This is a genomic window from Flavobacterium lacustre, from assembly GCF_027474525.2.
In the GTDB taxonomy this organism is placed as follows: Bacteria; Bacteroidota; Bacteroidia; order Flavobacteriales; family Flavobacteriaceae; genus Flavobacterium; species Flavobacterium lacustre.
Genome location: NZ_CP114882.2, coordinates 762,006 through 783,018 on the forward strand (window position 1 = coordinate 762,006; position 21,013 = coordinate 783,018).

Genomic DNA, 21,013 nt, shown 5'->3' on the forward strand with positions numbered 1-21,013 from the left:
CGAGGTTTTTTTTATTCTACGCAAAAACATTCTGAAAAACTTAACTTTAAACGCTTTTGTAATCTTTATAAATAACAAAAAACCTTACATCGCTGTAAGGTTTTTTAATAATTCATGGTATTTTCTATAGCTCCGGATCATTCATTTTGAACGTATCCATAAATGCTGTAGTATATTCTCCTGCTATATAACGAGGATCATCCATTAATTGTCTGTGAAAAGGAATAGTAGTTTTTACACCTTCAATCACAAATTCATCTAAAGCTCTTCTCATCTTACTGATTGCTTCTTCACGAGTTTGTGCAGTAGTAATCAACTTCGCAATCATTGAATCATAATTAGGTGGAATCGTGTAACCTGAATACACGTGTGTATCTAAACGTACTCCATGACCTCCCGGCATATGCAATGTCGTGATTTTTCCTGGTGATGGACGGAAATCATTATAAGGATCTTCTGCATTGATACGACATTCGATAGCATGCATTTGAGGCAAATAGTTTTTACCTGAAATTGGCACACCTGCTGCAACCAAAATTTGTTCGCGAATTAAATCGTAATCAATAACTTGTTCTGTAATTGGATGCTCTACTTGGATACGAGTATTCATTTCCATGAAATAGAAATTACGGTGTTTATCTACCAAAAATTCTACTGTTCCTGCACCTTCATATTTAATGTATTCAGCTGCTTTTACTGCTGCTTCACCCATTTTTTGACGTAATTCGTCAGTCATAAAAGGAGAAGGAGTTTCTTCTGTCAGCTTTTGATGACGGCGTTGTACCGAACAATCTCTTTCTGATAGATGACATGCTTTTCCATAAGAATCCCCTACAATTTGAATTTCAATATGGCGTGGCTCCTCGATTAATTTCTCCAAATACATTCCGTCATTTCCAAAGGCTGCTGCCGATTCTTGACGGGCACTTTCCCAAGCTTTCAACAATTCATCTTCTTTCCAAACGGCACGCATTCCTTTTCCTCCACCTCCAGCAGTCGCTTTTAGCATTACAGGATAACCGAATTGTTTGGCTAATGATTCTGCTTGTTCGAAAGATTCTAAAATCCCTACAGAACCCGGAACACAAGGAACACCTGCTTCAATCATAGTAGATTTAGCAGAAGCTTTATCTCCCATTCTATCAATCATTTCCGGAGAAGCTCCGATGAATTTGATACCGTGTTCTTGACATATTTTAGAAAATTTAGCATTTTCAGAAAGAAATCCATAACCCGGGTGTATTGCATCTGCATTAGTAATCTCGGCAGCGGCAATAATATTTGACATCTTTAAATAAGACAGATTACTTGGCGGTGGACCAATACAAACTGCTTCATCAGCAAACTTTACGTGAAGACTTTCCGCATCGGCAGTAGAATAAACAGCAACTGTTTTGATTCCCATTTCCTTGCAGGTTCTAATTACACGAAGTGCAATTTCTCCTCTATTTGCAATTAATATTTTTTTAAACATCTTTTTGAAATTATAAATTATAAATTATAAATTTTAAATTAGGTGAATGACAATACTAATTAATCATCCAAAATTCATCATTCAAAATTTCTTATGATGGATCTACTAAGAATAAAGGTTGGTCAAATTCAACTGGCGACATATCGTCTACCAATATTTTTACAATTTTACCTGATACTTCAGATTCAATCTCATTAAATAATTTCATTGCTTCAATAACACAAAGTACATCTCCTTTAGCAATAGTTTTACCTACTTCTACAAACATTGGTTTGTCTGGTGATGGTTTTCTGTAAAATGTTCCAATAATTGGAGATTTTATAGTAATTAGGTTAGAAACTTCGGCAACTGGTGCTTCTGGAGTTGGAGCAACTGGAGCGATTTGTTGAGGGGCTGCTTGCTGCAAAGTGTTTTGAGCTGGCATTTGCTGAACATACGTGGTTTCTGTTACATTCCCTTCTAAAGTTGTTCTAATGGTGATTTTAACATCATCCATCTCTAATTTAACTTCTGCAACTCCCGAATTTGCTACAAACTTGATTAGATTTTGAATTTCTTTTAAATCCATAATTATTTGTTTTTAGTTTAAATTTATTTTTTATCGTATGCCCATTTAAGGTAAATAGATCCCCAAGTGAATCCTCCACCAAAAGCAGCCAAAATAATGGTATCCCCTTTTTTGAATAAATGTTCAAAATCGTAAAGTACTAATGGTAAGGTTGCTGATGTTGTATTTCCGTATCTTTCTATATTCATTAAGACTTTTGAATCTTCTAGATTCATTCTACCGGCAGTTGCATCAATGATACGTTTGTTCGCTTGATGTGGAACTAACCAATTTACATCATCATTCGTTAAATTATTTCTTTTCAGAATTAATTCACTTGCATCAGCCATGTTGGTTACAGCATATTTAAAAACTGTTTTACCATCTTGAATAATATTGTGTCTATTGTCTTTAACTGTTTCTAAACTTGTTGGAATCAAGGAACCTCCTGCAGGAATTTTAAGAAAATCACGACCTACACCGTCACTTCTTAAATATTCATCTTGCAATCCTAAACCTTCATAATTAGGTTCAAACAAAGCTGCTCCGGCTCCGTCACCAAAAATAATACAAGTAGAACGGTCTGTATAATCTACAATAGAGGACATTTTATCGGCCCCTATCAGTAACACTTTTTTATATCTACCGGATTGTATGTAAGCTGCTGCAGTTGACATTCCGTATAAAAAACTGGAACAAGCAGCTTGTAAATCGTATGCAAATGCATTTAAGGCACCTATTTCTGTGGCGACATAAACTCCTGTTGATGCTACTGGCATATCAGGTGTTGCGGTTGCCATTATTAATAAATCTATTTCTAAAGGATCAATATTTGCTTTAGCTAATAAATCTTGTGCGGCTTTTATAGCAAGATAAGACGTGCCTTTGTCTTCATCTTTTAGAATTCTTCTTTCTTTAATTCCAGTACGAGAGGTAATCCACTCGTCATTGGTATCTACCATAGTTTCAAGAACTTTGTTTGAAAGTACAAAGTCTGGAACGTATCCTCCAACAGCGGTAATTGCGGCTGTAATTGTATTCATTTTATCCGATTATTTCTTATCAAATGCCAGCATTTGAAAAATTTTTAAAAGACTTGAAAATTACAAAAAAAATTCTAAATCTATTGTTTTAGAACTTCTTATTTGACGGAAATTATAAACAACAAAAAAAACTCTCACATGGTGAGAGTTCTAATATCATTTACAAAAATGCATTAAGCAACAGCTACAGATTTATCTATAACAACTTGCCCTCTGTAATACATTTTACCTTCATGCCAGTAAGCTCTGTGGTATAAATGCGCTTCTCCTGTAATAGGACAAGTAGCGATTTGTGCTACAGTTGCTTTGTAATGTGTTCTTCTCTTATCTCTTCTTGTTTTCGAGATTTTTCTCTTAGGATGTGCCATTTTACTATATTATTTATCCGTTAATAGTTGCTTTAATTTGTCCCAACGCGGGTCAATATTCTCTTCTTTTTTAATCTCTTTTTTTTGTTCTTTTATGGTTAGCTCATTCAACTTTGCCAAAGCTTCTGTTTTTAAACTTCCGTCTTTGATTCCTGGATGAACTCTTCTCAGAGGGACAGAAAGCACAATCATTTCATAGATATATTGTGCAATATCTACTTCAAATTCGCCATGAGGCAAAATAAGCAATTCTTCATTATCATTATTATAAGTCTCTCCAAATCTAACAATTAATTTCATTTTGCTTTTTATTGGCAAATCAAAATCTTCACTTGTAAGATCACAAGGCACATTTACAGTTCCTTTGTGTTTGAAACTCAATTCTAACATCGTGCTTTTTTTCTCTAAAACCACATTTACTTTGATGTCAGAATTTTGAAATTCGTGATAATCAAAGATTTCAAAGAACGCGTTACTTACTTGATATTCAAAATGATGTTTTCCTAGCTTTAATCCTACGAATGGAATTAAATATTCTTTTGTCTTATTCATTTCAACAACATTTTTCCCTATTTCGAATTATCGTAACGGGGTGCAAAGATATAAAATTATTATAAATCTAATAATGTTATTATCCTTTTTTTGTTCATAACTGTTTTTCTTTTGTTTTCAAGGGTTTTTGACTGATTTCTGCGTACTGATTTCTGGAATGATAGATATCTATTGCCAAATAAACTGCTTCTTTGAACGAATTATAATCTGCAATACCTTTTCCCGCTATATCATAAGCCGTTCCGTGATCAGGCGAAGTTCTGATTTTGCTCAAACCTGCTGTATAATTCACTCCTTTTCCAAAGGACAATGTTTTAAACGGAATCAATCCTTGGTCGTGATATGTGGCAATAATTGCATCGTATTTCTCATATTGATTGCTTCCAAAAAAACCATCTGCCGCAAAAGGACCAAAAACCAACGTTCCTTTTTCAAATATTTTTTTTAATGCCGGTTTTAATATCACATCATCTTCAGTTCCTATTACTCCTCCGTCTCCACAATGTGGATTTAATCCTAAAACAGCAATTTTTGGCTTATTAATGCTAAAATCCTGAATTAAACACTGTTTAACCGTTTCAATTTTTTGCTTAATCAAATCTTCTGTAAGATGAGACGCAACTTCATTTAAGGGTATATGATCTGTCAACAATCCTACTCTTAAATTGTCCTGAACCATTAACATCAGCGCATTACCTTCTAATTCTTGATCTAAATAATCCGTATGACCAGGAAATTTAAAAGAATCCGACTGAATATTATATTTATTTATAGGCGCTGTTACAAGTACATCTACAATACCTTCTTTAAGCGCCTTGGTAGCTGCAACAAAAGATTTCACCGCATACTCCCCTACTTTATCATTATTCTCTCCCGGATTTAAATCAACTCCTTCTTTCCAAAGATTGAAAACATTTATTTTTCCCGGCAAAATCTGATCTAATTTATCAATACCATGCAAAACCGAAGTCGACTCAAAACTTTTTTTTATGAAAGACATTATTTTCACATTTGCAAAAATAACTGGAGTACATAATTCTAACATACGAGAATCCTCGAATGTTTTTAGTACTACTTCGCTTCCAATACCGTTTAAATCTCCTATCGAAATTCCAACTATTATATTTTCTGCCTTTTTCATCATGTCCTCACGTTATTTATTGCTAATTTTGAATGCAAATTTAGTAAAATAAAATAAGAAATGTTTACAGGAATCATAGAAACACTTGGTACAGTCCAAGAAATAAAGAAAGACAAAGATAATATTCATCTTACGATTGATTCATCAATTACAGACGAGCTTCAAATTGACCAAAGCGTAGCCCATAACGGTATTTGCTTAACCGTTGTAGCCATAAATGATTCTTCATATACTGTAACCGCAATTGGTGAAACGATAAAAAAAACAAATATTTCCTACTGGAAAACCGGCGATCAAATCAACCTTGAAAGAGCAATGAAATTAGGTGACCGTCTTGATGGTCATATTGTACAGGGACATGTAGATCAAATTGGGACTTGTATCGCGACTGATGAAGCAAACGGAAGTTGGCATTATACTTTTGAATACGACGAATCACTCCATAATATAACTATCGAAAAAGGCTCTATAACCGTAAATGGAGTTAGCTTAACAGTAGTAAACTCTAAGAAAAATGAATTTAGCGTAGCTATCATTCCTTATACTTTTGAGCACACTAATTTTAAAAATTTCGAAGTAGGAACAAAAGTAAATCTGGAATTTGATGTAATCGGCAAATACGTTTCTCGCTTATACAACAACAAATAGCATTTTATTGATTAAAACAAAAAACTCCAATTAAATTGGAGTTTTTTGTTTTAATTTATTTTTACATATAATATATATACCAAATGACACTGATATTACTATAGCCAACAATAAAGAATCATCTATTGGAACAGCAGGAATTGTATTACCGGGCGGAGGCGGAGGTGGTTCTTCTTGAGCTTTTGCAGAATACACAAAGCCAAAAAGAAAAAGAATCAAAATGAAAATTTTTACTTTTTTCAGAACCAATAAATAAAATTCTTTTTTCAAACTATGCATAGCTGTTTTCAAAATAACGGTATAAAATTAATATTTATATCTAATAAAAACAACAAACATTGTTGCAAAACATACATTTCGGACGAAATACACTTTTTATACGACGTAAAACTTATTCTTATCTTTTTTTTAGAATACTAAATCTAACTTATTAAGCAAAAAAAACTAATATTTAGTCTACAAAATAAAAAAGCCTTACAAACGCATTGTTTATAAGGCTTTTTAAACTTAAAATGTGGTCCCACCTGGGCTCGAACCAGGGACCACCTGATTATGAGTCAGGTGCTCTAACCAGCTGAGCTATAGGACCGGTTAAGAGTTTGCAATATTACTACTATTTTTTATTTACTACAACTATTTTTGAAACAGATTTTATCATAATAGCACTTATCTGGTTTCTAAAAAAAGAAACAGCCTGATTATTAAGATGCTATTTAAACCAAGTGATCAAAAAAAATTATTTTATTTCCTGACACAATTCAATTAAAACTCCATTCGTGCTTTTTGGATGCAAAAAAGCCACCAACTTATTATCTGCTCCTATTTTAGGCTCTTCATTTAAAACAATAAACCCTTCATTTTTTAATCGTTTTATTTCCGATACTATATCCTCTACTGCAAAAGCAATATGATGAATTCCTTCTCCTTTTTTCTCTATAAATTTGGCAATTGGACTTTCGGGATTTGTAGCTGCCAAAAGCTCTATTTTATTTGGTCCGTTATGAAAAAAAGAAGTAATGACCCCTTCACTTTGAACTTCTTCAAATTTATATGCCGGTGCTCCAAAAAGCTTTTCAAACAACTCATTTGAAACATCCAAGTCTTTTACGGCTATTCCTATATGTTCTATTTTTTTCATTTTTTATACATTTACATTATCCGACACTATTCTTTATCTATTTATTTCCGAAATCAAATACCAAACTTATTTATCAAAGGTAAAATATTTAGAAATCCAAGCCCCTAAATAGCTCACAATATTTCGATAAAAAGTTTCGATTACAGTAAATATAATTGTTATTTTGTGAAAACTAATTTCTGATTTGTTATGTTGAAAAACAATTTTAAATATATTACTTTAATGCTGCTTTTAGTTGTGATTGGTTGTGCCAAAAGAGGAAGCATCACAGGGGGTTTAAAAGACACTATTGCTCCGGTTTTGAAAACGAGTTTCCCTAAAAATTTCAACACTAACTTTAAAGGAAGTGAAATCAAATTAACTTTTGACGAATACATTAAGTTGAAAGACCTGAAAAAACAGCTTATCATTTCACCTCCAATGAAAAATGAGCCTTTGATTACCCCAACAACATCAAGTAAGTACATCGATATAAAAATCAACGACACGTTACAACCTAACACAACGTATAGTTTTAATTTTGGACAAAGTATAACGGATAATAATGAAGGAAATCCGTATAACCAATTCAAATATATTTTCTCAACTGGTGATTATATCGATTCACTTGCCATTGGGGGCAGAGTAAAAGACGCTTACAACAAAGAAGTCGAATCTTTTGTTTCGGTTATGCTTTATGAAGTAAACAACGCTTTTAAAGATTCTGTAGTGTACACCGATATGCCTCGGTATGTAACCAACACCTTAGACAGTTTAAAAACCTTTCGATTAGAGAATCTAAAAGCTGGAAAATATCTGCTTGTAGCGATGAAAGACCGCAACAATAATAATAAATTTAATCCTAAAACAGATAAAATTGGGTTTAATAAACAGTTCATAAACGTACCAAATGATACCGTTTTTGAATTAGAATTATTCCAAGAAGTACTTCCGTTTAAAACATACAAACCAAGTCAAGTCTCTGGAAATCGATTACTAATGGGATACGACGGTAATTTAAAACATCCAAACGCAAAACCAAAGATCACTTTAAAAAACAATGGCGAAATCTTGTCGACAATTGTTACTCAATTACAGAAAAAAGATTCTTTACAAATATGGTATAAGCCACTAAAAGTTGATTCTTTAGCCATTGCTGTAGATGCTGATAAATACCACCAAGACTTCAATTTAAAGATTAAAGATCAGAAAAAAGACAGTTTAAAAATAACCGCTGTTCAAAGTGGAACTTTAAATTTCAGAGAGCGTTTTACTTTAGAAACCGCCACACCATTAGTTCGTTTTGATAATTCTAAAATTAAGCTGACTAATACTGTCGAAGCCATCGTACCTTTTACAACAGAATACGATGAATTTAATCAATTGTTGTATTTTGATTTCAAAAAAGAACCTTCTCAAAAGTACACGTTTACAATTTTACCCGAAGCACTGACTGATTTCTATGAAAAATCTAACGACACCTTGGTTTTTAAAACAAATACGAAAAGCGAATCTGATTATGGGAATCTCGTTGTCAATTTAGAGAAAGTAAAACATTTTCCGGTTATTATTGAGCTCACAAACGCCAAAGGAGAGGTTTTAGCTTCAGAATACTCCGAAAGTAACTCTAAAGTTGATTTTAAATACCTAACACCCGCCTTATTTACTTTACGCGCTATATATGACGAAAATAAAAACAAAGTCTACGATTCCGGTAATTATTTAGAGAAAAAATATTCAGAAGAAGTCATTTATTTTTCTAAAGAAATTGATGTCAGAGCAAATTGGGAAGTCGAACAACCTTTTGATTTGAGCATTCCTTATACTCCGGAACCAAAAAAGAAAGTGACTGAAAAAAAGAAAAAGTAAATTAAATTTTTATTTCAAAAGAATCTCTGTCATTAAGAAAACCAAGTTTATTTCTGGCGTTATTCATCTTTTCTTTGTCGAATTCTACAATAAAAACACCATCGATTTCCTGAGGCTCAAGGATATAATTACCCAAAAAATCAACTGCTTGCGAATGACCAACATATTCTAGGTTAGCATTATCAACACCATTTCTATTGACACCAATGGTGTAACACATGTTTTCTACCGACCTTGCTTTTATCAAAATATCCCAAGCATTAATTCTCGGCTTTGGCCAATTGGCAACGTAAAGCAGTAAGTCGTAATTTTCGATATTTCGGGCAAAAACAGGAAAGCGCAAATCGTAACACACTAAAGGACAGATTTTCCAGCCCAAATAATCAACAATCAGTTTTTGAGTTCCGCTCGTGTAAACTTTATCTTCTCCGGCCAAAGTAAATAGGTGTCTTTTATCGTAAAACTGAATCTCTCCCGATGGAAAAACGAAAACTAATCTGTTGTAAAAATTATTATTTTCAGCTATAATTAAACTCCCAATAATTGCTGTTTTTTTGGCTTTAGCCAAAGATTGAAGCCAACCCATAGTTTTACCATCCATTGCCTCAGCAACAGTTTCAGGATTCATCGTAAAACCTGTAGTAAACATTTCCGGAAGCACAATTAAATCTATGCTTTCTGAAATAGCATTTATTTTCTGTTCAAAATAATTTCTATTTGCCTCCGGATTTTCCCAGATTATTTCGGATTGGATTAATGCTGTTTTCATAAACTAAAATTACAAATTTATTGGTACTTAACCTTGTTTTGAAAAACAAAAAACGCATTCAAATAAATGAATGCGTTTTATTATAATGGATTCTATTTTTGAATCTATCCTTTCAAACTTGCCGATAAATATTCTCTGTTCATACGAGCAATGTTTTCAAGAGAAATTCCTTTAGGACATTCTACTTCGCAAGCACCAGTATTGGTACAGTTTCCGAAACCTTCAGCATCCATTTGGTTTACCATATTCAAAACGCGGTCAGTAGCTTCAATTTTACCTTGAGGCAATAACGCGAATTGAGACACTTTGGCTGCTACGAATAACATAGCCGAAGAGTTTTTACATGTAGCAACACATGCACCACAACCAATACAAGTAGCCGCATCAAAAGCTCTGTCAGCATCATGTTTTGGAATTGGAATTGTATTAGCATCAACTGGATTTCCAGATGTATTTACAGATATAAATCCTCCTGCATGTTGTATTCTGTCAAAAGAACTTCTGTCAACCACTAAATCTTTGATTACAGGGAAAGCTTTAGCTCTAAATGGCTCGATAAAGATAACATCTCCGTCTTTGAACATACGCATGTGCAATTGACAAGTTGGTATCCCTCTATCCGGTCCGTGTGCTTCTCCGTTGATAAATAAAGAACAAGTTCCGCAAATTCCTTCACGACAATCGTGATCAAAAGATACCGGCTCTTCTCCTTTGTTGATTAATCCTTCGTTAAGAACATCAAGCATCTCTAAGAAAGACATATCTCCTTCAATTCCATCTAATGGGTATTCAACAATTTTCCCCTCTGCTTTGGCATTTTTTTGACGCCATATTTTTAATGTAAGTTTCATATTTTTTAGTTTGAAAGTCTTAAAGTCGAAAGTCGAAAGTCATTTGACTTTAAGACATTTGACCTTTGACTAATTTCTATTTATAACTACGAGTTACTAATTTAATGTTTTCAAATACCAATGGTTCTTTATGTAAAACCGCATCGCTAGGTTTTCCTTTATACTCCCATGCAGCAACATAAGCGAAATTCTCATCGTCACGTTGTGCCTCTCCTTCTTCTGATTGGTATTCTTCACGGAAGTGTCCTCCACAAGATTCATTACGGTGTAAAGCATCTTTGGCAAACAATTCTCCTAATTCAAGGAAATCAGCAACACGTCCTGCTTTCTCTAATTCCTGATTGAAACTATCAGCAGTTCCAGGAACTTTTACATCTTTATAAAACTCTTCACGTAAGGCAGCAATTTCTTCGATAGCCTCAGTTAATCCTTTAGCATTACGAGCCATCCCTACTTTATTCCACATGATTTTTCCTAATTTTTTATGGAAATAATCAACAGAATGTGTACCGTTGTTGTTGATGAATTTATCAATTTGGTCTTTTACTTTTTTCTCTGCTTCAACAAATTCAGGTAAATCCGTAGAAATTGTTCCTGTTTTAATATCTGGAGCTAAATAATCACCAATAGTGTATGGCAATACAAAATATCCATCGGCTAAACCTTGCATCAATGCAGATGCACCTAATCTGTTGGCACCGTGATCCGAGAAGTTTGATTCTCCAATTGAGAAACAACCCGGAATTGTAGTTTGTAAGTTATAATCAACCCAAGTTCCTCCCATTGTGTAGTGAACCGCTGGATAAATCATCATTGGAGTTGTATATGGATCTTCATCAACGATTTTCTCATACATTTGGAACAAGTTACCATATTTATTCGCTACTACAGCAGCTCCTAATTTGATGATCAATTCCGCATCATTTGCATCTAATCCTTTGATATAAGCTTGTTCTTTACCGTAACGTTGTATCGCTGCAGCAAAATCCAAATAAACTGCTTCACCTGTTTTGTTTACTCCAAAACCGGCATCACATCTTTCTTTAGCAGCACGAGATGCTACATCACGAGGCACTAAATTTCCAAAAGATGGATATCTTCTTTCCAAGTAATAATCTCTTTCTGCTTCAGATAAATCAGCAGGTTTTTTCTTTCCTTCACGAATTGCTTTCGCATCTTCTAATTTTGCAGGAACCCAAATACGACCATCATTTCGCAAAGATTCCGACATCAACGTTAATTTTGATTGGTGATCTCCCGAAACAGGAATACAAGTTGGGTGAATTTGTGTATAACAAGGATTGGCGAAAAAAGCACCTTTTTTATGAATTTTCCAAGCTGCAGTAGCATTACTTCCCATGGCGTAAGTAGAAAGGAAAAATACATTTCCGTAACCTCCAGAAGCGATAACTACAGCATGAGCAGAATGTCTTTCGATTTCACCAGTAACTAAGTTACGAGCAATAATACCTCTTGCTTTTCCGTCTACTAATACTAAATCCAGCATTTCGTGACGCGTATGTGATTTTATTTTTCCACGACCAATTTGACGGTTCATCGCAGAATAAGCACCTAATAATAATTGTTGTCCTGTTTGACCTTTTGCGTAGAATGTTCTCGCCACCAAAGTTCCTCCAAAAGAACGATTATCTAATAATCCACCATATTCACGTGCCAAAGGAACACCTTGCATCACGCATTGGTCAATGATATTAGTAGAAACTTCAGCCAAACGGTGAACGTTAGCTTCACGGGAACGATAATCTCCCCCTTTTATAGTATCATAAAACAAACGGAAAGTAGAATCCCCGTCGCCTTGATAATTTTTTGCCGCATTAATTCCCCCTTGAGCTGCAATAGAGTGTGCACGACGTGGAGAATCTTGAAAACAAAATGTTTTTACGTTATATCCTAATTCTGCTAAAGTTGCCGCAGCAGAACCTCCAGCAAGTCCAGTCCCAACAACGATAATATCAATATTACGTTTGTTAGCAGGATTTACTAAATTAATATGATCTTTATAATTTGTCCATTTGTCCGAAATTGGACCACTAGGAATTTTTGAATCTAATGCCATTATAATTGAATATTAAATTTGATTAAAATGATGAAATAATGCAATAAAAATAAAACCAAAAGGAACTACTATTGCAAAAGTATATCCTAATTTATGCAATGCTTTCGCATATTTGTTATCAAATCCTATTGATTGAAAAGAGGAATTGAAACCATGCCACAAGTGAACTGCCAACAACAAAAAGGCAACACAGTATAATCCTGTACGAACCGGACTTTCAAATTTGTGATTCAATTCATGGAAATATCTTGTTTCTTCAACGGCATTTACATTCACATATTTATACATCATTTCAGCAAGCCAAAAATCATAAAAATGAAGCACCAAAAATGCCAAAACAACTAATCCTGAAACAATCATGTTTCTAGATGCCCAAGAAGCATTTGCAGCTCCATTATACTTTGCATAGCCAATTGGCCTTGCGCTTCTGTTTTTTAACTCTAAAACAAAACCCATAATAAAGTGAAAAATAACACCCGCGACCAAAATTGGCTGCATTATGAATTGAACCAGAAGATTGTACCCCATAAAATGGGACATCACATTGAAAGTGTCAGCGCTGAACACCGAAGTCATGTTAATAAAAAAATGTAATGATAGAAACATAATCAAAAAAAGTCCCGAAAGTGCCATCGCAACTTTTCTTGCAATGGATGACTTTAATAACGTAGATTTTGCCATAATAATTTGAATAAAATTTATAAAAGTTACGCAAAAATAATTGAATTACAGACAAACTACAACCTTTTCGGAGCTATTTATAATCATTTTAAAGTGTTTCAAAAAACAGATAAATAATCACTTTAAAATCAATAACTAACATATTAATTGCCTGCTAATCAGTTAAACAAAATTAAAAAAAACCTTATTTTATACATTACGAATTCAGACAATTAGACAGCAATTTTTAACTTAAAATTATTGAATCTATAATTTTAAGTTAAAAATCAATTATAATCCATAAAAATAAAAAAAATACAGTTTTTCCACATCGAAAAAAATTGTAATTAGGAAGCGGTATTTTAACTTTACAAGTTAAAAAAATTAAAAAATGAAAACTGGAATTGACGCCATAACTTTTGATGTTGCCAAAATACATTTACCTATAAAAACTTTAGCAATTGCTAGAAATATTGAACCCGAAAAATTAGAAAAAGGACTAGGGTTAATCAAAATGACTTTACCGGATACACATCAAGACACTGTTGTTTTTGGTGCAAATGCCTTAACCAAATTAATTCAGGACAACAACATCAATTTAAATGAAATTGCAAGAATTTATGTTGGAACCGAAAGTGCCATTGACAATTCAAAACCAATCAGTTCGTTCTTAGTAGCATTGATGGAACAAAAATTTGGTGAAAATATTTTATCAGAATGCGACGTAGTTGATTTCACATTTGCCTGTATCGGAGGCGTTGACGCCTTGCAGAACTGCATTGATTTTATCACACTCAATCCAACAAAAAAAGCAATTGTTGTCACTACGGATTTTGCTAAATACGATTTAAATTCAACCGGAGAATACACTCAAGGAGCCGGAGCAGTTGCCATGCTGATAACTTCAAATCCTCAAATTATAGCTTTCGAAAACCATTGGGCCACAAGTACCAAAGGCGTTTTTGACTTCTTTAAACCCTACAGAACCATTTTAAAACAACAAATTACAGGAAGTACTACCAACGAATCTTGGTTTGAAAATTTAGAAAGCGAAGTTGAAATCCATAAAGACCAACCTGTTTTTGACGGTCAATACTCCAACCAATGTTACATGGACAGAACCAGAGATGCTTATTTTTCATTCAAAAAAATAAAAAATACAGCCGAAACCGTTTATGAGACTTGGGAAAGTATTGTGATGCATCTACCATATGCATTTCAAGGACGCCGAATGTTATCCGAAATTTATGCTTTAGACGCTTCCAATAAAATTATATCCGGAGATGAAAACGCAACAGAATATCAGAATAAATTAAAAGAAGTTAGCAAATCTGAGATCTATAGAGATTTTGTCACTCAAAAATTACAACCCGCCGAAATCGCTTCTTCCTTAATTGGAAACCTATACACAGGTTCAATTTTCATGGGATTACTTTCGACCTTAGCTCATTTTTATGAAAATAAAATTGAAGTTTTCGATAAGAAATTTGGATTCCTAGCCTACGGAAGCGGTTCTAAATCTAAAGTCTTTGAAGGAACAATTCAATCCGATTGGAAATCAGCCATTGCGAACGTAAATCTATTTGAGACTTTGGAAAAAAGTAACGAAATTGATTTTGAAACTTACGAAAAACTACACAAAAAAGAACAAAAAGAATCCATTAAGGAACCGAAAAACGAATGGATTTTAGACCGAATTGAAACCGAAATTCCAAACTTATTGGGTGCGCGATATTATAAATGGATTGATTAAATCTATTTTTTGTTTAACGTTAAATTATTTTCTAGCCCTGAATTACAAAATCAAAATGATGTAAGTCAGGGCTAAAATTCAACTAAATTTCGCCATGTATTGTTGAACGATTAAATCCGTATTCTCATTTCTGGCTTTTTGTTCTAATTGAGTTGGCGCAGAAGCTCTTTCTTGACAATTTTTTACCGCACACGTTTCACAAGTCACACCTACAACTTGTTTTTGCAACGCAGGTGTGTCAATAAACTTAAATTTCTTCTTCATACTTGGCGTAATCAAAATACCAACAGACATACTCCTTAGATGATCCTTTTTGAACGGATCCGGAGTTGCCGATGAAAAAACTAAATACTCGTTACTGCTATTTTCATAACGAGATATTTGCGCGTCAAAAAAATGAGGTTTCTTTTGCGCTATCGATTCTACAATTGTTTTTACAGAAACCCATCTTCGACAATAATGCTCATTCATTTCATTGGCGTGCGGCTCTTGCTGATTAGTGATGTGCAATTCTTTTTTTATTTGATAGGTATCCGCACCAATTTTATGGGACAAGCGAAGAAAAAAGAGGTTTTTCAATTGAAAATCTTTCGGCAAAATATTAGTTAATCGCTGGTAAAATGATTCCGGTGAAACATTAAATTTACCCATTAATTGAATCATTTCTTGTGGCTTTGGATCTGTTTTCAATAAAAATAAATTCAGCTCATCAATCAATTGCTGCCTAGGAATAAGTAACGCTCCCGCAAAATATGATGCGTAAAAATTATTGAGGACTTGATCAAAATTATCGAATTTTATCCAACTAAAAGTATACAAACGTTCCGTTATTTCGAGATAATTATACGCAATTTCTTTGGCCAAGATAAATGCTTTTTGAGGCGCATCAATTTCCGTTGACAGCAATAATGTTTTACTCTTCGGCACAAATATCGATCTCAAGTCACCTAATTGTTCTTGCTCCGAAAAAACAATTTCTTTGATCGTATATCCGTACTCTTCTATTAAAATCGCACTCAACTCCTCTAAAGAAATTTTAGATTCGATATCTACATGAAAAGCTTTCGAAAACTGCAATACTTTTTCTTCTAAATCTTCAAAATAATTATTATGCGCTTCTTGATACGAACGCAATGCCGCTAAGAAAAAACTTTCCCGGGTCAAATTATAATGCTGAGCAATTTCGATTATGGTACTAATAAACGCATTGACTTTGGCAGGTGCGTTTGCAATAATATCAATCAAGTCATTTTCTTGAATCCCGAAAATATCCAAAGGAATCTCTTTTAAAATACCTGATTTCAAAATTTCACCTATTGGAGCCAGATTATTATCTAGTTTCAAAGAGACCATGTGATCGTAAGAAACCTCTAATTTTTCGGCCAAAAGAATAATTTTATCTGTTTTTGGATATTTTTTTCCTTTTTCAATTTCGTTTAAATACGATTTTGATAGATCCGTTATTTTGGCTAAGCCAAATAGAGACAAATTCTTGTTTGTCCTGGCCTGCTTGAGTTTGAGGCCGAAAATTAACTTGATATAATCCTTTTCTATGTTCATGTCATCAAATATAAGAATAAAAAATAAAATCCACAAAAAATATTTTTTTAACTTTTAGCGTACGTTCGCTTGTTTTGTAAAAAACTTTTTGTACTATTGCAGTGTTAAACAATCACATATCGTTAACAAAAATCATTTATTGTTAAATTAAATACGTTGTAAAATGGATTTTAAAGAATTATACTCGACAAAATTGTTAAATTTTTTAGAAGAAACTACTGAACAGTATCCTGAAATCTTAACTGATGAAGCCATGACTTTTTTGTCTTTACTTCATGAAAATTTCAACGAAAAAAGGCTTGCCCTTTTAGAAGAGCGAAAAAAACAACAAGCCTTATTTGACGATGGTGCATTACCTTCATTTCCAACTGAAACTAAAAGTATCAGAGAAAGCAATTGGATGGCATCATCAACTCCAAAAGACCTACAAGACCGAAGAGTTGAAATAACAGGACCCGTCGACAGAAAAATGGTAATCAACGCCTTAAATTCTGGTGCCAAAACATTTATGGCTGATTTTGAAGACAGCACATCGCCAACATGGAGCAATCTAATGGAAGGCCAACAAAATCTAAAAGACGCAGTCAACAAAACCATCACCTTAGATGATCCATTAAAAAATAACAAATACGCACTCAATAAAGACACAGCAGTTTTAATTGTCAGACCCCGAGGATTGCATCTTAATGAAAAACATCTGTTGATGGACAATCAGGAAGCATCAGGATCGCTAGTTGATTTCGGGCTGTACGCTTTTCATAATTACAAAAAACTGATTCATGACGGCACGGCTCCCTATTTCTATATTCCAAAATTAGAACACTATTTAGAAGCCCGATGGTGGAACGAAGTGTTTGAATTTTCACAGGAATATTTAGGGATAACCAATGGCACTTTTAAAGCAACCGTTTTAATAGAAACGATAACTGCCAGTTTTCAATTGGATGAAATCATCTTTGAGTTAAAAGAACATATTGTTGGTTTGAACTGCGGAAGATGGGACTATATTTTCTCGTACATCAAAAAATTACGAAAAAACCCAGATTTTATAGTCCCAAATAGAGATCAGGTAACAATGACTTCTCCATTTATGAGCGCTTATTCACAACTGGTTATTCAACGGTGTCACAAACGAAATATTCATGCGATTGGAGGAATGGCAGCACAAATTCCGATAAAAAACAATGATGAGGCCAACACAATAGCATTCAACAAAGTAATAGCTGACAAAGAAAGAGAGGCAAAAAACGGACATGACGGAACCTGGGTTGCACATCCGGATTTAGTCCCAATTGCAATGAAAGTATTTGACAAATACATGCCTTCTAAAAATCAGATTTATCTAAAAAGAGAAGATGTACAAGTAACCGAAGCCGATTTACTTGAAGTTCCTGAAGGCACAATTACCGTAGAAGGCATTAGAAAAAATATAAACGTTTCTATACTGTATCTCGCTTCATGGTTAAACGGACAGGGCGCAGCAGCAATTCATCATTTGATGGAAGACGCAGCAACAGCCGAAATCTCAAGATCACAATTGTGGCAATGGTTACAAAACAAAGTAACATTAGACAACGGAAAAGTGCTAACCGAAAAATACTATCATCGCTTAACTATTGAAGAATTCGAGAAAATAAGAAATTTAGTTGGCGACAAAAACCATGAGAAAGGAAAATACAAATTGGCCGAACAACTACTGGATATTTTAGTCGTAAATCAAAATTTCATAGAATTTCTAACCATACCGGGATACAAATACATTTAAAAAAACCACAAAAAAAAATAGATTATGAAAACTACAGAAACAAGAATTCAAGAATTAGTTACCGACTGGATTACAAACCCAAGATGGAAAGGCATCGAACGTCCTTATACAGCGGAAGAAGTGGTAAAACTTCAAGGTTCTTATCAAATAGAACATAGCATAGCAAAAATTGGCGCTAATAAATTGTGGAACAAACTGAATGCACAGGATTTTGTAGCCGGACTTGGCGCACTTACCGGAAACCAAGCTATTCAGGAAGTAGAAGCAGGTTTAGAAGCCATTTATTTAAGTGGATGGCAAGTTGCTGCAGACGCCAATGTTGCCGGAGAAATGTATCCTGACCAATCATTATATCCTGCAAACAGCGTTCCATTGGTTGTAAAACGAATTAATAATGCGCTTTTGAGAGCAGATCAAATTCAAATTGTAAACGGAACAGCTGACAAAAAAGATTATTTAGTTCCAATTGTAGCAGATGCCGAAGCTGGTTTTGGCGGTAATCTGAATGCATTTGAATTAATGAAATCAATGATTGAAGCCGGTGCGGCAGGAGTACACTTTGAAGACCAATTAAGTTCTGCAAAAAAATGTGGACACTTGGGAGGAAAAGTATTAGTTCCTACGCAAGAAGCCATCAACAAACTAATTGCTGCAAGATTAGCTGCTGATGTTATGGGAACTCCAACACTTGTTGTTGCTCGTACAGATGCAGATGCAGCCAACCTATTAACTAGTGATATTGATCCAAGAGATGCTAAATTCATCACAGGAGAAAAAACAGGAGAAGGATTCTTCTATGTAAATTGCGGAGTAGAGCAAGGAATTGACCGAGGATTGAGTTACGCTCCTTATGCCGATTTGATTTGGATGGAAACCAGTAATCCGGATTTAGAATATGCAAAACGTTTTGCCGAAGGAATACACGCCAAATTTCCAGGAAAAATGTTAGCTTATAACTGTTCTCCTTCTTTCAACTGGGCTGCAAAATTATCAGTTGCGCAAATGGAAACATTCAGAGAAGATCTTGCCGCTATGGGATATAAATTTCAATTCATCACCTTGGCTGGATTCCATGCCTTAAACACAAGCATGTTTGAGCTATCTATGGCTTACAAAGAAAGAGGAATGGCAGGCTACTCTGAATTACAAGAAAGAGAATTCGCTTTGCAAAAACACGGATTCAAAGCAGTAAAACATCAAGGTTTTGTAGGAACATCCTATTTTGATGCTGTACAAAATACAGTTACAACAGGAAAAAATTCTACAACAGCCATGAAAGATTCAACAGAAACAGCACAGTTTTAAGAAACCTGTTGCTTCATAAAAGCATCCTTTACAGAAATTCAATTGCCATTAATTTGAATTTCTGTAAAGGGTACTTTTTTATTAAAATAAAGTCAGTCTTTTCTTTTAATGACGAAATTGCAGATATAAGTTAAATTCATAACAAAAACGATTTAAACTTCTTATTTTTGAATATTCAAAGTATAAAAACGAATTGTTATGAAATATCATCAAATAGACAGCGCCCTTTTTATAAAAAATCGCGCAAAATTTACGGCTCAGATGAAGCCAAAAAGTGTTGCCATTTTTAATTCAAATGATATTTATCCCGTTTCTGCCGACAGTACGTTACCGTTTGCACAACACCGGGATATTTTTTATTTATCAGGAGTAGATCAGGAAGAAAGTATTTTATTGCTTTTTCCAGATGCTCCTTACGAAAACCAAAGGGAAATTTTATTTTTGAAAGAAACCAGCGAACATATTGCGATTTGGGAAGGCGAAAAACTAACCAAAAATCGCGCATTTGAAGTATCAGGAATCAAAACAGTGTGTTGGTTACAGGATTTTGAGAAAATACTAAATGAAATGATGACTTATTCTGACATCATGTACATTAACACCAATGAACATTATCGCGCAACTGTTGAAACGGAAACTCGTGAAGCCCGTTTTGTAAAATGGTGGAAAGAGAAATATCCAGCGCACCAAGTGGCAAAAAGCAATCCAATTTTACAACGTATTCGATCTGTAAAAGAAAGCGAAGAATTGGATTTAATCCAAAAGGCCTGCGACATTACCGAAAAAGGATTTCGAAGATTATTGTCATTTGTAAAACCAAATGTAACCGAATACGAAATTGAAGCCGAATTAATTCATGAGTTTATCCGAAACCGCTCCAAAGGTTTTGCTTACACGCCTATTATCGCTTCGGGAAACAATGCAAATGTGTTGCACTACATCGAAAACAACAAACAATGCAAAGCTGGTGACTTAATTTTACTTGACGTTGCAGCCGAATACGCTAATTATTCTAGCGATTTAACTCGAACAATTCCAGTTTCAGGACGTTATTCGGATAGACAAAAAGCAGTTTACAATGCTGTTTTACGAGTAAAAAATGAAGCTACCAAAATGCTGACTCCAGGAACACTTTGGAAACAATATCATCTAGAAGTTGGCAAATTAATGACTTCGGAACTACTTGGACTTGGATTAATTGACAAAGCCGATGTGCAAAACGAAAACCCGGATTGGCCCGCTTACAAAAAATATTTTATGCACGGAACGTCACATCACATGGGATTAGACACACACGATTACGGATTGTTACACGAACCGATGCAAGCCAATATGGTTTTCACGGTAGAGCCGGGAATCTATATTCCTGCCGAAAGTTTCGGAATTCGATTAGAAGATAATGTGGTGGTTCAGGAAACGGGTGAACCATTCAACTTGATGCGAAATATTCCAATTGAAATTGAGGAAATTGAACATTTAATGAACCTCTAAAAAAATAATTGTCCTATTTCTAA

General features: G+C 34.1%; 19 protein-coding genes and 1 tRNA gene. 6 read left to right on the forward strand and 14 right to left on the reverse strand.

The annotated features are described in order from the left end of the window. Window positions 1-124 precede the first annotated feature (124 nt). The 6 genes from accC to pdxA form a co-directional block, all read right to left on the reverse strand. On the reverse strand, window positions 125-1,474 hold the full coding sequence (gene accC / locus O6P34_RS03455; RefSeq protein WP_269685934.1) for an acetyl-CoA carboxylase biotin carboxylase subunit: 1,350 nt from the start codon (window positions 1,472-1,474) through the stop codon (window positions 125-127). Between the two features lie 91 nt (window positions 1,475-1,565). Next, window positions 1,566-2,042 (reverse strand): acetyl-CoA carboxylase biotin carboxyl carrier protein, encoded by a 477-nt coding sequence (gene accB / locus O6P34_RS03460; protein ID WP_269685935.1) that lies wholly within the window; start codon window positions 2,040-2,042, stop codon window positions 1,566-1,568. A 23-nt stretch (window positions 2,043-2,065) separates the two neighbouring features. Beyond that, the gene (locus O6P34_RS03465) at window positions 2,066-3,064 is read right to left on the reverse strand and encodes a beta-ketoacyl-ACP synthase III (RefSeq protein ID WP_269685936.1); all 999 of its coding nucleotides are present in this window, start codon (window positions 3,062-3,064) and stop codon (window positions 2,066-2,068) included. 173 nt (window positions 3,065-3,237) lie between these two features. Then, window positions 3,238-3,432, reverse strand: coding sequence for a 50S ribosomal protein L32 (gene rpmF, locus O6P34_RS03470; protein WP_007137315.1), 195 nt, complete (start codon window positions 3,430-3,432; stop codon window positions 3,238-3,240). Window positions 3,433-3,441: 9 nt separating this feature from the next. Next, window positions 3,442-3,984: a YceD family protein gene (locus tag O6P34_RS03475; RefSeq protein WP_269685937.1), complete on the reverse strand. Its 543-nt coding sequence runs from the start codon at window positions 3,982-3,984 to the stop codon at window positions 3,442-3,444. 94 nt (window positions 3,985-4,078) lie between these two features. After that, window positions 4,079-5,128: a 4-hydroxythreonine-4-phosphate dehydrogenase PdxA gene (gene pdxA, locus O6P34_RS03480; protein WP_269685938.1), complete on the reverse strand. Its 1,050-nt coding sequence runs from the start codon at window positions 5,126-5,128 to the stop codon at window positions 4,079-4,081. 57 nt (window positions 5,129-5,185) lie between these two features. Between pdxA and O6P34_RS03485 the strand changes: the two genes are divergently transcribed. Next, complete coding sequence (locus O6P34_RS03485; protein WP_269685939.1) at window positions 5,186-5,773, forward strand: riboflavin synthase; 588 nt, start codon at window positions 5,186-5,188, stop codon at window positions 5,771-5,773. Window positions 5,774-5,803: 30 nt separating this feature from the next. Here the strand turns inward: O6P34_RS03485 and O6P34_RS03490 are convergent, their stop codons facing one another. The 3 genes from O6P34_RS03490 to mce form a co-directional block, all read right to left on the reverse strand. Continuing rightward, complete coding sequence (locus tag O6P34_RS03490; RefSeq protein WP_269685940.1) at window positions 5,804-6,064, reverse strand: hypothetical protein; 261 nt, start codon at window positions 6,062-6,064, stop codon at window positions 5,804-5,806. A gap of 224 nt (window positions 6,065-6,288) precedes the next feature. Next, window positions 6,289-6,362: transfer RNA gene (locus O6P34_RS03495), tRNA-Ile, on the reverse strand. Between the two features lie 147 nt (window positions 6,363-6,509). After that, window positions 6,510-6,911: a methylmalonyl-CoA epimerase gene (mce, locus tag O6P34_RS03500; protein ID WP_269685941.1), complete on the reverse strand. Its 402-nt coding sequence runs from the start codon at window positions 6,909-6,911 to the stop codon at window positions 6,510-6,512. A gap of 189 nt (window positions 6,912-7,100) precedes the next feature. On the opposite strand from mce, the gene O6P34_RS03505 reads away from it, so the two are divergent. Beyond that, window positions 7,101-8,759, forward strand: coding sequence for an Ig-like domain-containing domain (locus tag O6P34_RS03505; RefSeq protein ID WP_269685942.1), 1,659 nt, complete (start codon window positions 7,101-7,103; stop codon window positions 8,757-8,759). Window position 8,760: 1 nt separating this feature from the next. On the opposite strand, the gene O6P34_RS03510 is transcribed toward O6P34_RS03505, so the two are convergent. The 4 genes from O6P34_RS03510 to O6P34_RS03525 form a co-directional block, all read right to left on the reverse strand. Next, the gene (locus O6P34_RS03510) at window positions 8,761-9,528 is read right to left on the reverse strand and encodes a nitrilase family protein (protein WP_269685943.1); all 768 of its coding nucleotides are present in this window, start codon (window positions 9,526-9,528) and stop codon (window positions 8,761-8,763) included. Window positions 9,529-9,632: 104 nt separating this feature from the next. Then, entirely contained in the window at window positions 9,633-10,379 is a 747-nt protein-coding gene (locus O6P34_RS03515) for a succinate dehydrogenase/fumarate reductase iron-sulfur subunit (protein ID WP_269685944.1), read from the reverse strand. A 76-nt stretch (window positions 10,380-10,455) separates the two neighbouring features. Next, on the reverse strand, window positions 10,456-12,456 hold the full coding sequence (locus O6P34_RS03520; protein WP_269685945.1) for a fumarate reductase/succinate dehydrogenase flavoprotein subunit: 2,001 nt from the start codon (window positions 12,454-12,456) through the stop codon (window positions 10,456-10,458). 12 nt (window positions 12,457-12,468) lie between these two features. After that, entirely contained in the window at window positions 12,469-13,137 is a 669-nt protein-coding gene (locus O6P34_RS03525) for a succinate dehydrogenase cytochrome b subunit (RefSeq protein ID WP_269685946.1), read from the reverse strand. 370 nt (window positions 13,138-13,507) lie between these two features. Here O6P34_RS03525 and O6P34_RS03530 point away from each other — a divergent pair, with 370 nt between their 5' ends. Then, entirely contained in the window at window positions 13,508-14,869 is a 1,362-nt protein-coding gene (locus O6P34_RS03530) for a hydroxymethylglutaryl-CoA synthase family protein (protein ID WP_269685947.1), read from the forward strand. 78 nt (window positions 14,870-14,947) lie between these two features. Here O6P34_RS03530 and O6P34_RS03535 read toward each other — a convergent pair whose 3' ends face one another. Continuing rightward, entirely contained in the window at window positions 14,948-16,429 is a 1,482-nt protein-coding gene (locus O6P34_RS03535) for a helix-turn-helix domain-containing protein (protein ID WP_269685948.1), read from the reverse strand. A gap of 163 nt (window positions 16,430-16,592) precedes the next feature. Here O6P34_RS03535 and aceB point away from each other — a divergent pair, with 163 nt between their 5' ends. The 3 genes from aceB to O6P34_RS03550 all read left to right on the forward strand — a co-directional run bounded on the left by aceB (window position 16,593) and on the right by O6P34_RS03550 (window position 20,990). Beyond that, window positions 16,593-18,194 carry a malate synthase A gene (aceB, locus tag O6P34_RS03540; protein WP_269685949.1) on the forward strand — a complete coding sequence of 534 codons (1,602 nt, stop codon included), beginning with the start codon at window positions 16,593-16,595 and terminating at the stop codon, window positions 18,192-18,194. 24 nt (window positions 18,195-18,218) lie between these two features. Then, window positions 18,219-19,499, forward strand: a complete 1,281-nt coding sequence (gene aceA / locus O6P34_RS03545; RefSeq protein WP_269685950.1) for an isocitrate lyase — start codon at window positions 18,219-18,221, stop codon at window positions 19,497-19,499. A gap of 198 nt (window positions 19,500-19,697) precedes the next feature. Then, complete coding sequence (locus O6P34_RS03550; protein ID WP_269685951.1) at window positions 19,698-20,990, forward strand: aminopeptidase P family protein; 1,293 nt, start codon at window positions 19,698-19,700, stop codon at window positions 20,988-20,990. Window positions 20,991-21,013: the final 23 nt, after the last annotated feature.

Coding starts and splice junctions, on each gene's coding strand:
- O6P34_RS03515 (WP_269685944.1), bottom strand. CDS start 10,379: ATGAAACTTACATTAAAAATATGGCGTCAAAAAAATGCCAAAGCAGAG.
- accB (WP_269685935.1), bottom strand. CDS start 2,042: ATGGATTTAAAAGAAATTCAAAATCTAATCAAGTTTGTAGCAAATTCG.
- O6P34_RS03535 (WP_269685948.1), bottom strand. CDS start 16,429: ATGAACATAGAAAAGGATTATATCAAGTTAATTTTCGGCCTCAAACTC.
- O6P34_RS03475 (WP_269685937.1), bottom strand. CDS start 3,984: ATGAATAAGACAAAAGAATATTTAATTCCATTCGTAGGATTAAAGCTA.
- O6P34_RS03510 (WP_269685943.1), bottom strand. CDS start 9,528: ATGAAAACAGCATTAATCCAATCCGAAATAATCTGGGAAAATCCGGAG.
- O6P34_RS03530 (WP_269685947.1), top strand. CDS start 13,508: ATGAAAACTGGAATTGACGCCATAACTTTTGATGTTGCCAAAATACAT.
- aceB (WP_269685949.1), top strand. CDS start 16,593: ATGGATTTTAAAGAATTATACTCGACAAAATTGTTAAATTTTTTAGAA.
- O6P34_RS03550 (WP_269685951.1), top strand. CDS start 19,698: ATGAAATATCATCAAATAGACAGCGCCCTTTTTATAAAAAATCGCGCA.
- mce (WP_269685941.1), bottom strand. CDS start 6,911: ATGAAAAAAATAGAACATATAGGAATAGCCGTAAAAGACTTGGATGTT.
- aceA (WP_269685950.1), top strand. CDS start 18,219: ATGAAAACTACAGAAACAAGAATTCAAGAATTAGTTACCGACTGGATT.
- O6P34_RS03525 (WP_269685946.1), bottom strand. CDS start 13,137: ATGGCAAAATCTACGTTATTAAAGTCATCCATTGCAAGAAAAGTTGCG.
- O6P34_RS03465 (WP_269685936.1), bottom strand. CDS start 3,064: ATGAATACAATTACAGCCGCAATTACCGCTGTTGGAGGATACGTTCCA.
- rpmF (WP_007137315.1), bottom strand. CDS start 3,432: ATGGCACATCCTAAGAGAAAAATCTCGAAAACAAGAAGAGATAAGAGA.
- pdxA (WP_269685938.1), bottom strand. CDS start 5,128: ATGATGAAAAAGGCAGAAAATATAATAGTTGGAATTTCGATAGGAGAT.
- O6P34_RS03520 (WP_269685945.1), bottom strand. CDS start 12,456: ATGGCATTAGATTCAAAAATTCCTAGTGGTCCAATTTCGGACAAATGG.
- O6P34_RS03505 (WP_269685942.1), top strand. CDS start 7,101: ATGTTGAAAAACAATTTTAAATATATTACTTTAATGCTGCTTTTAGTT.
- O6P34_RS03485 (WP_269685939.1), top strand. CDS start 5,186: ATGTTTACAGGAATCATAGAAACACTTGGTACAGTCCAAGAAATAAAG.
- accC (WP_269685934.1), bottom strand. CDS start 1,474: ATGTTTAAAAAAATATTAATTGCAAATAGAGGAGAAATTGCACTTCGT.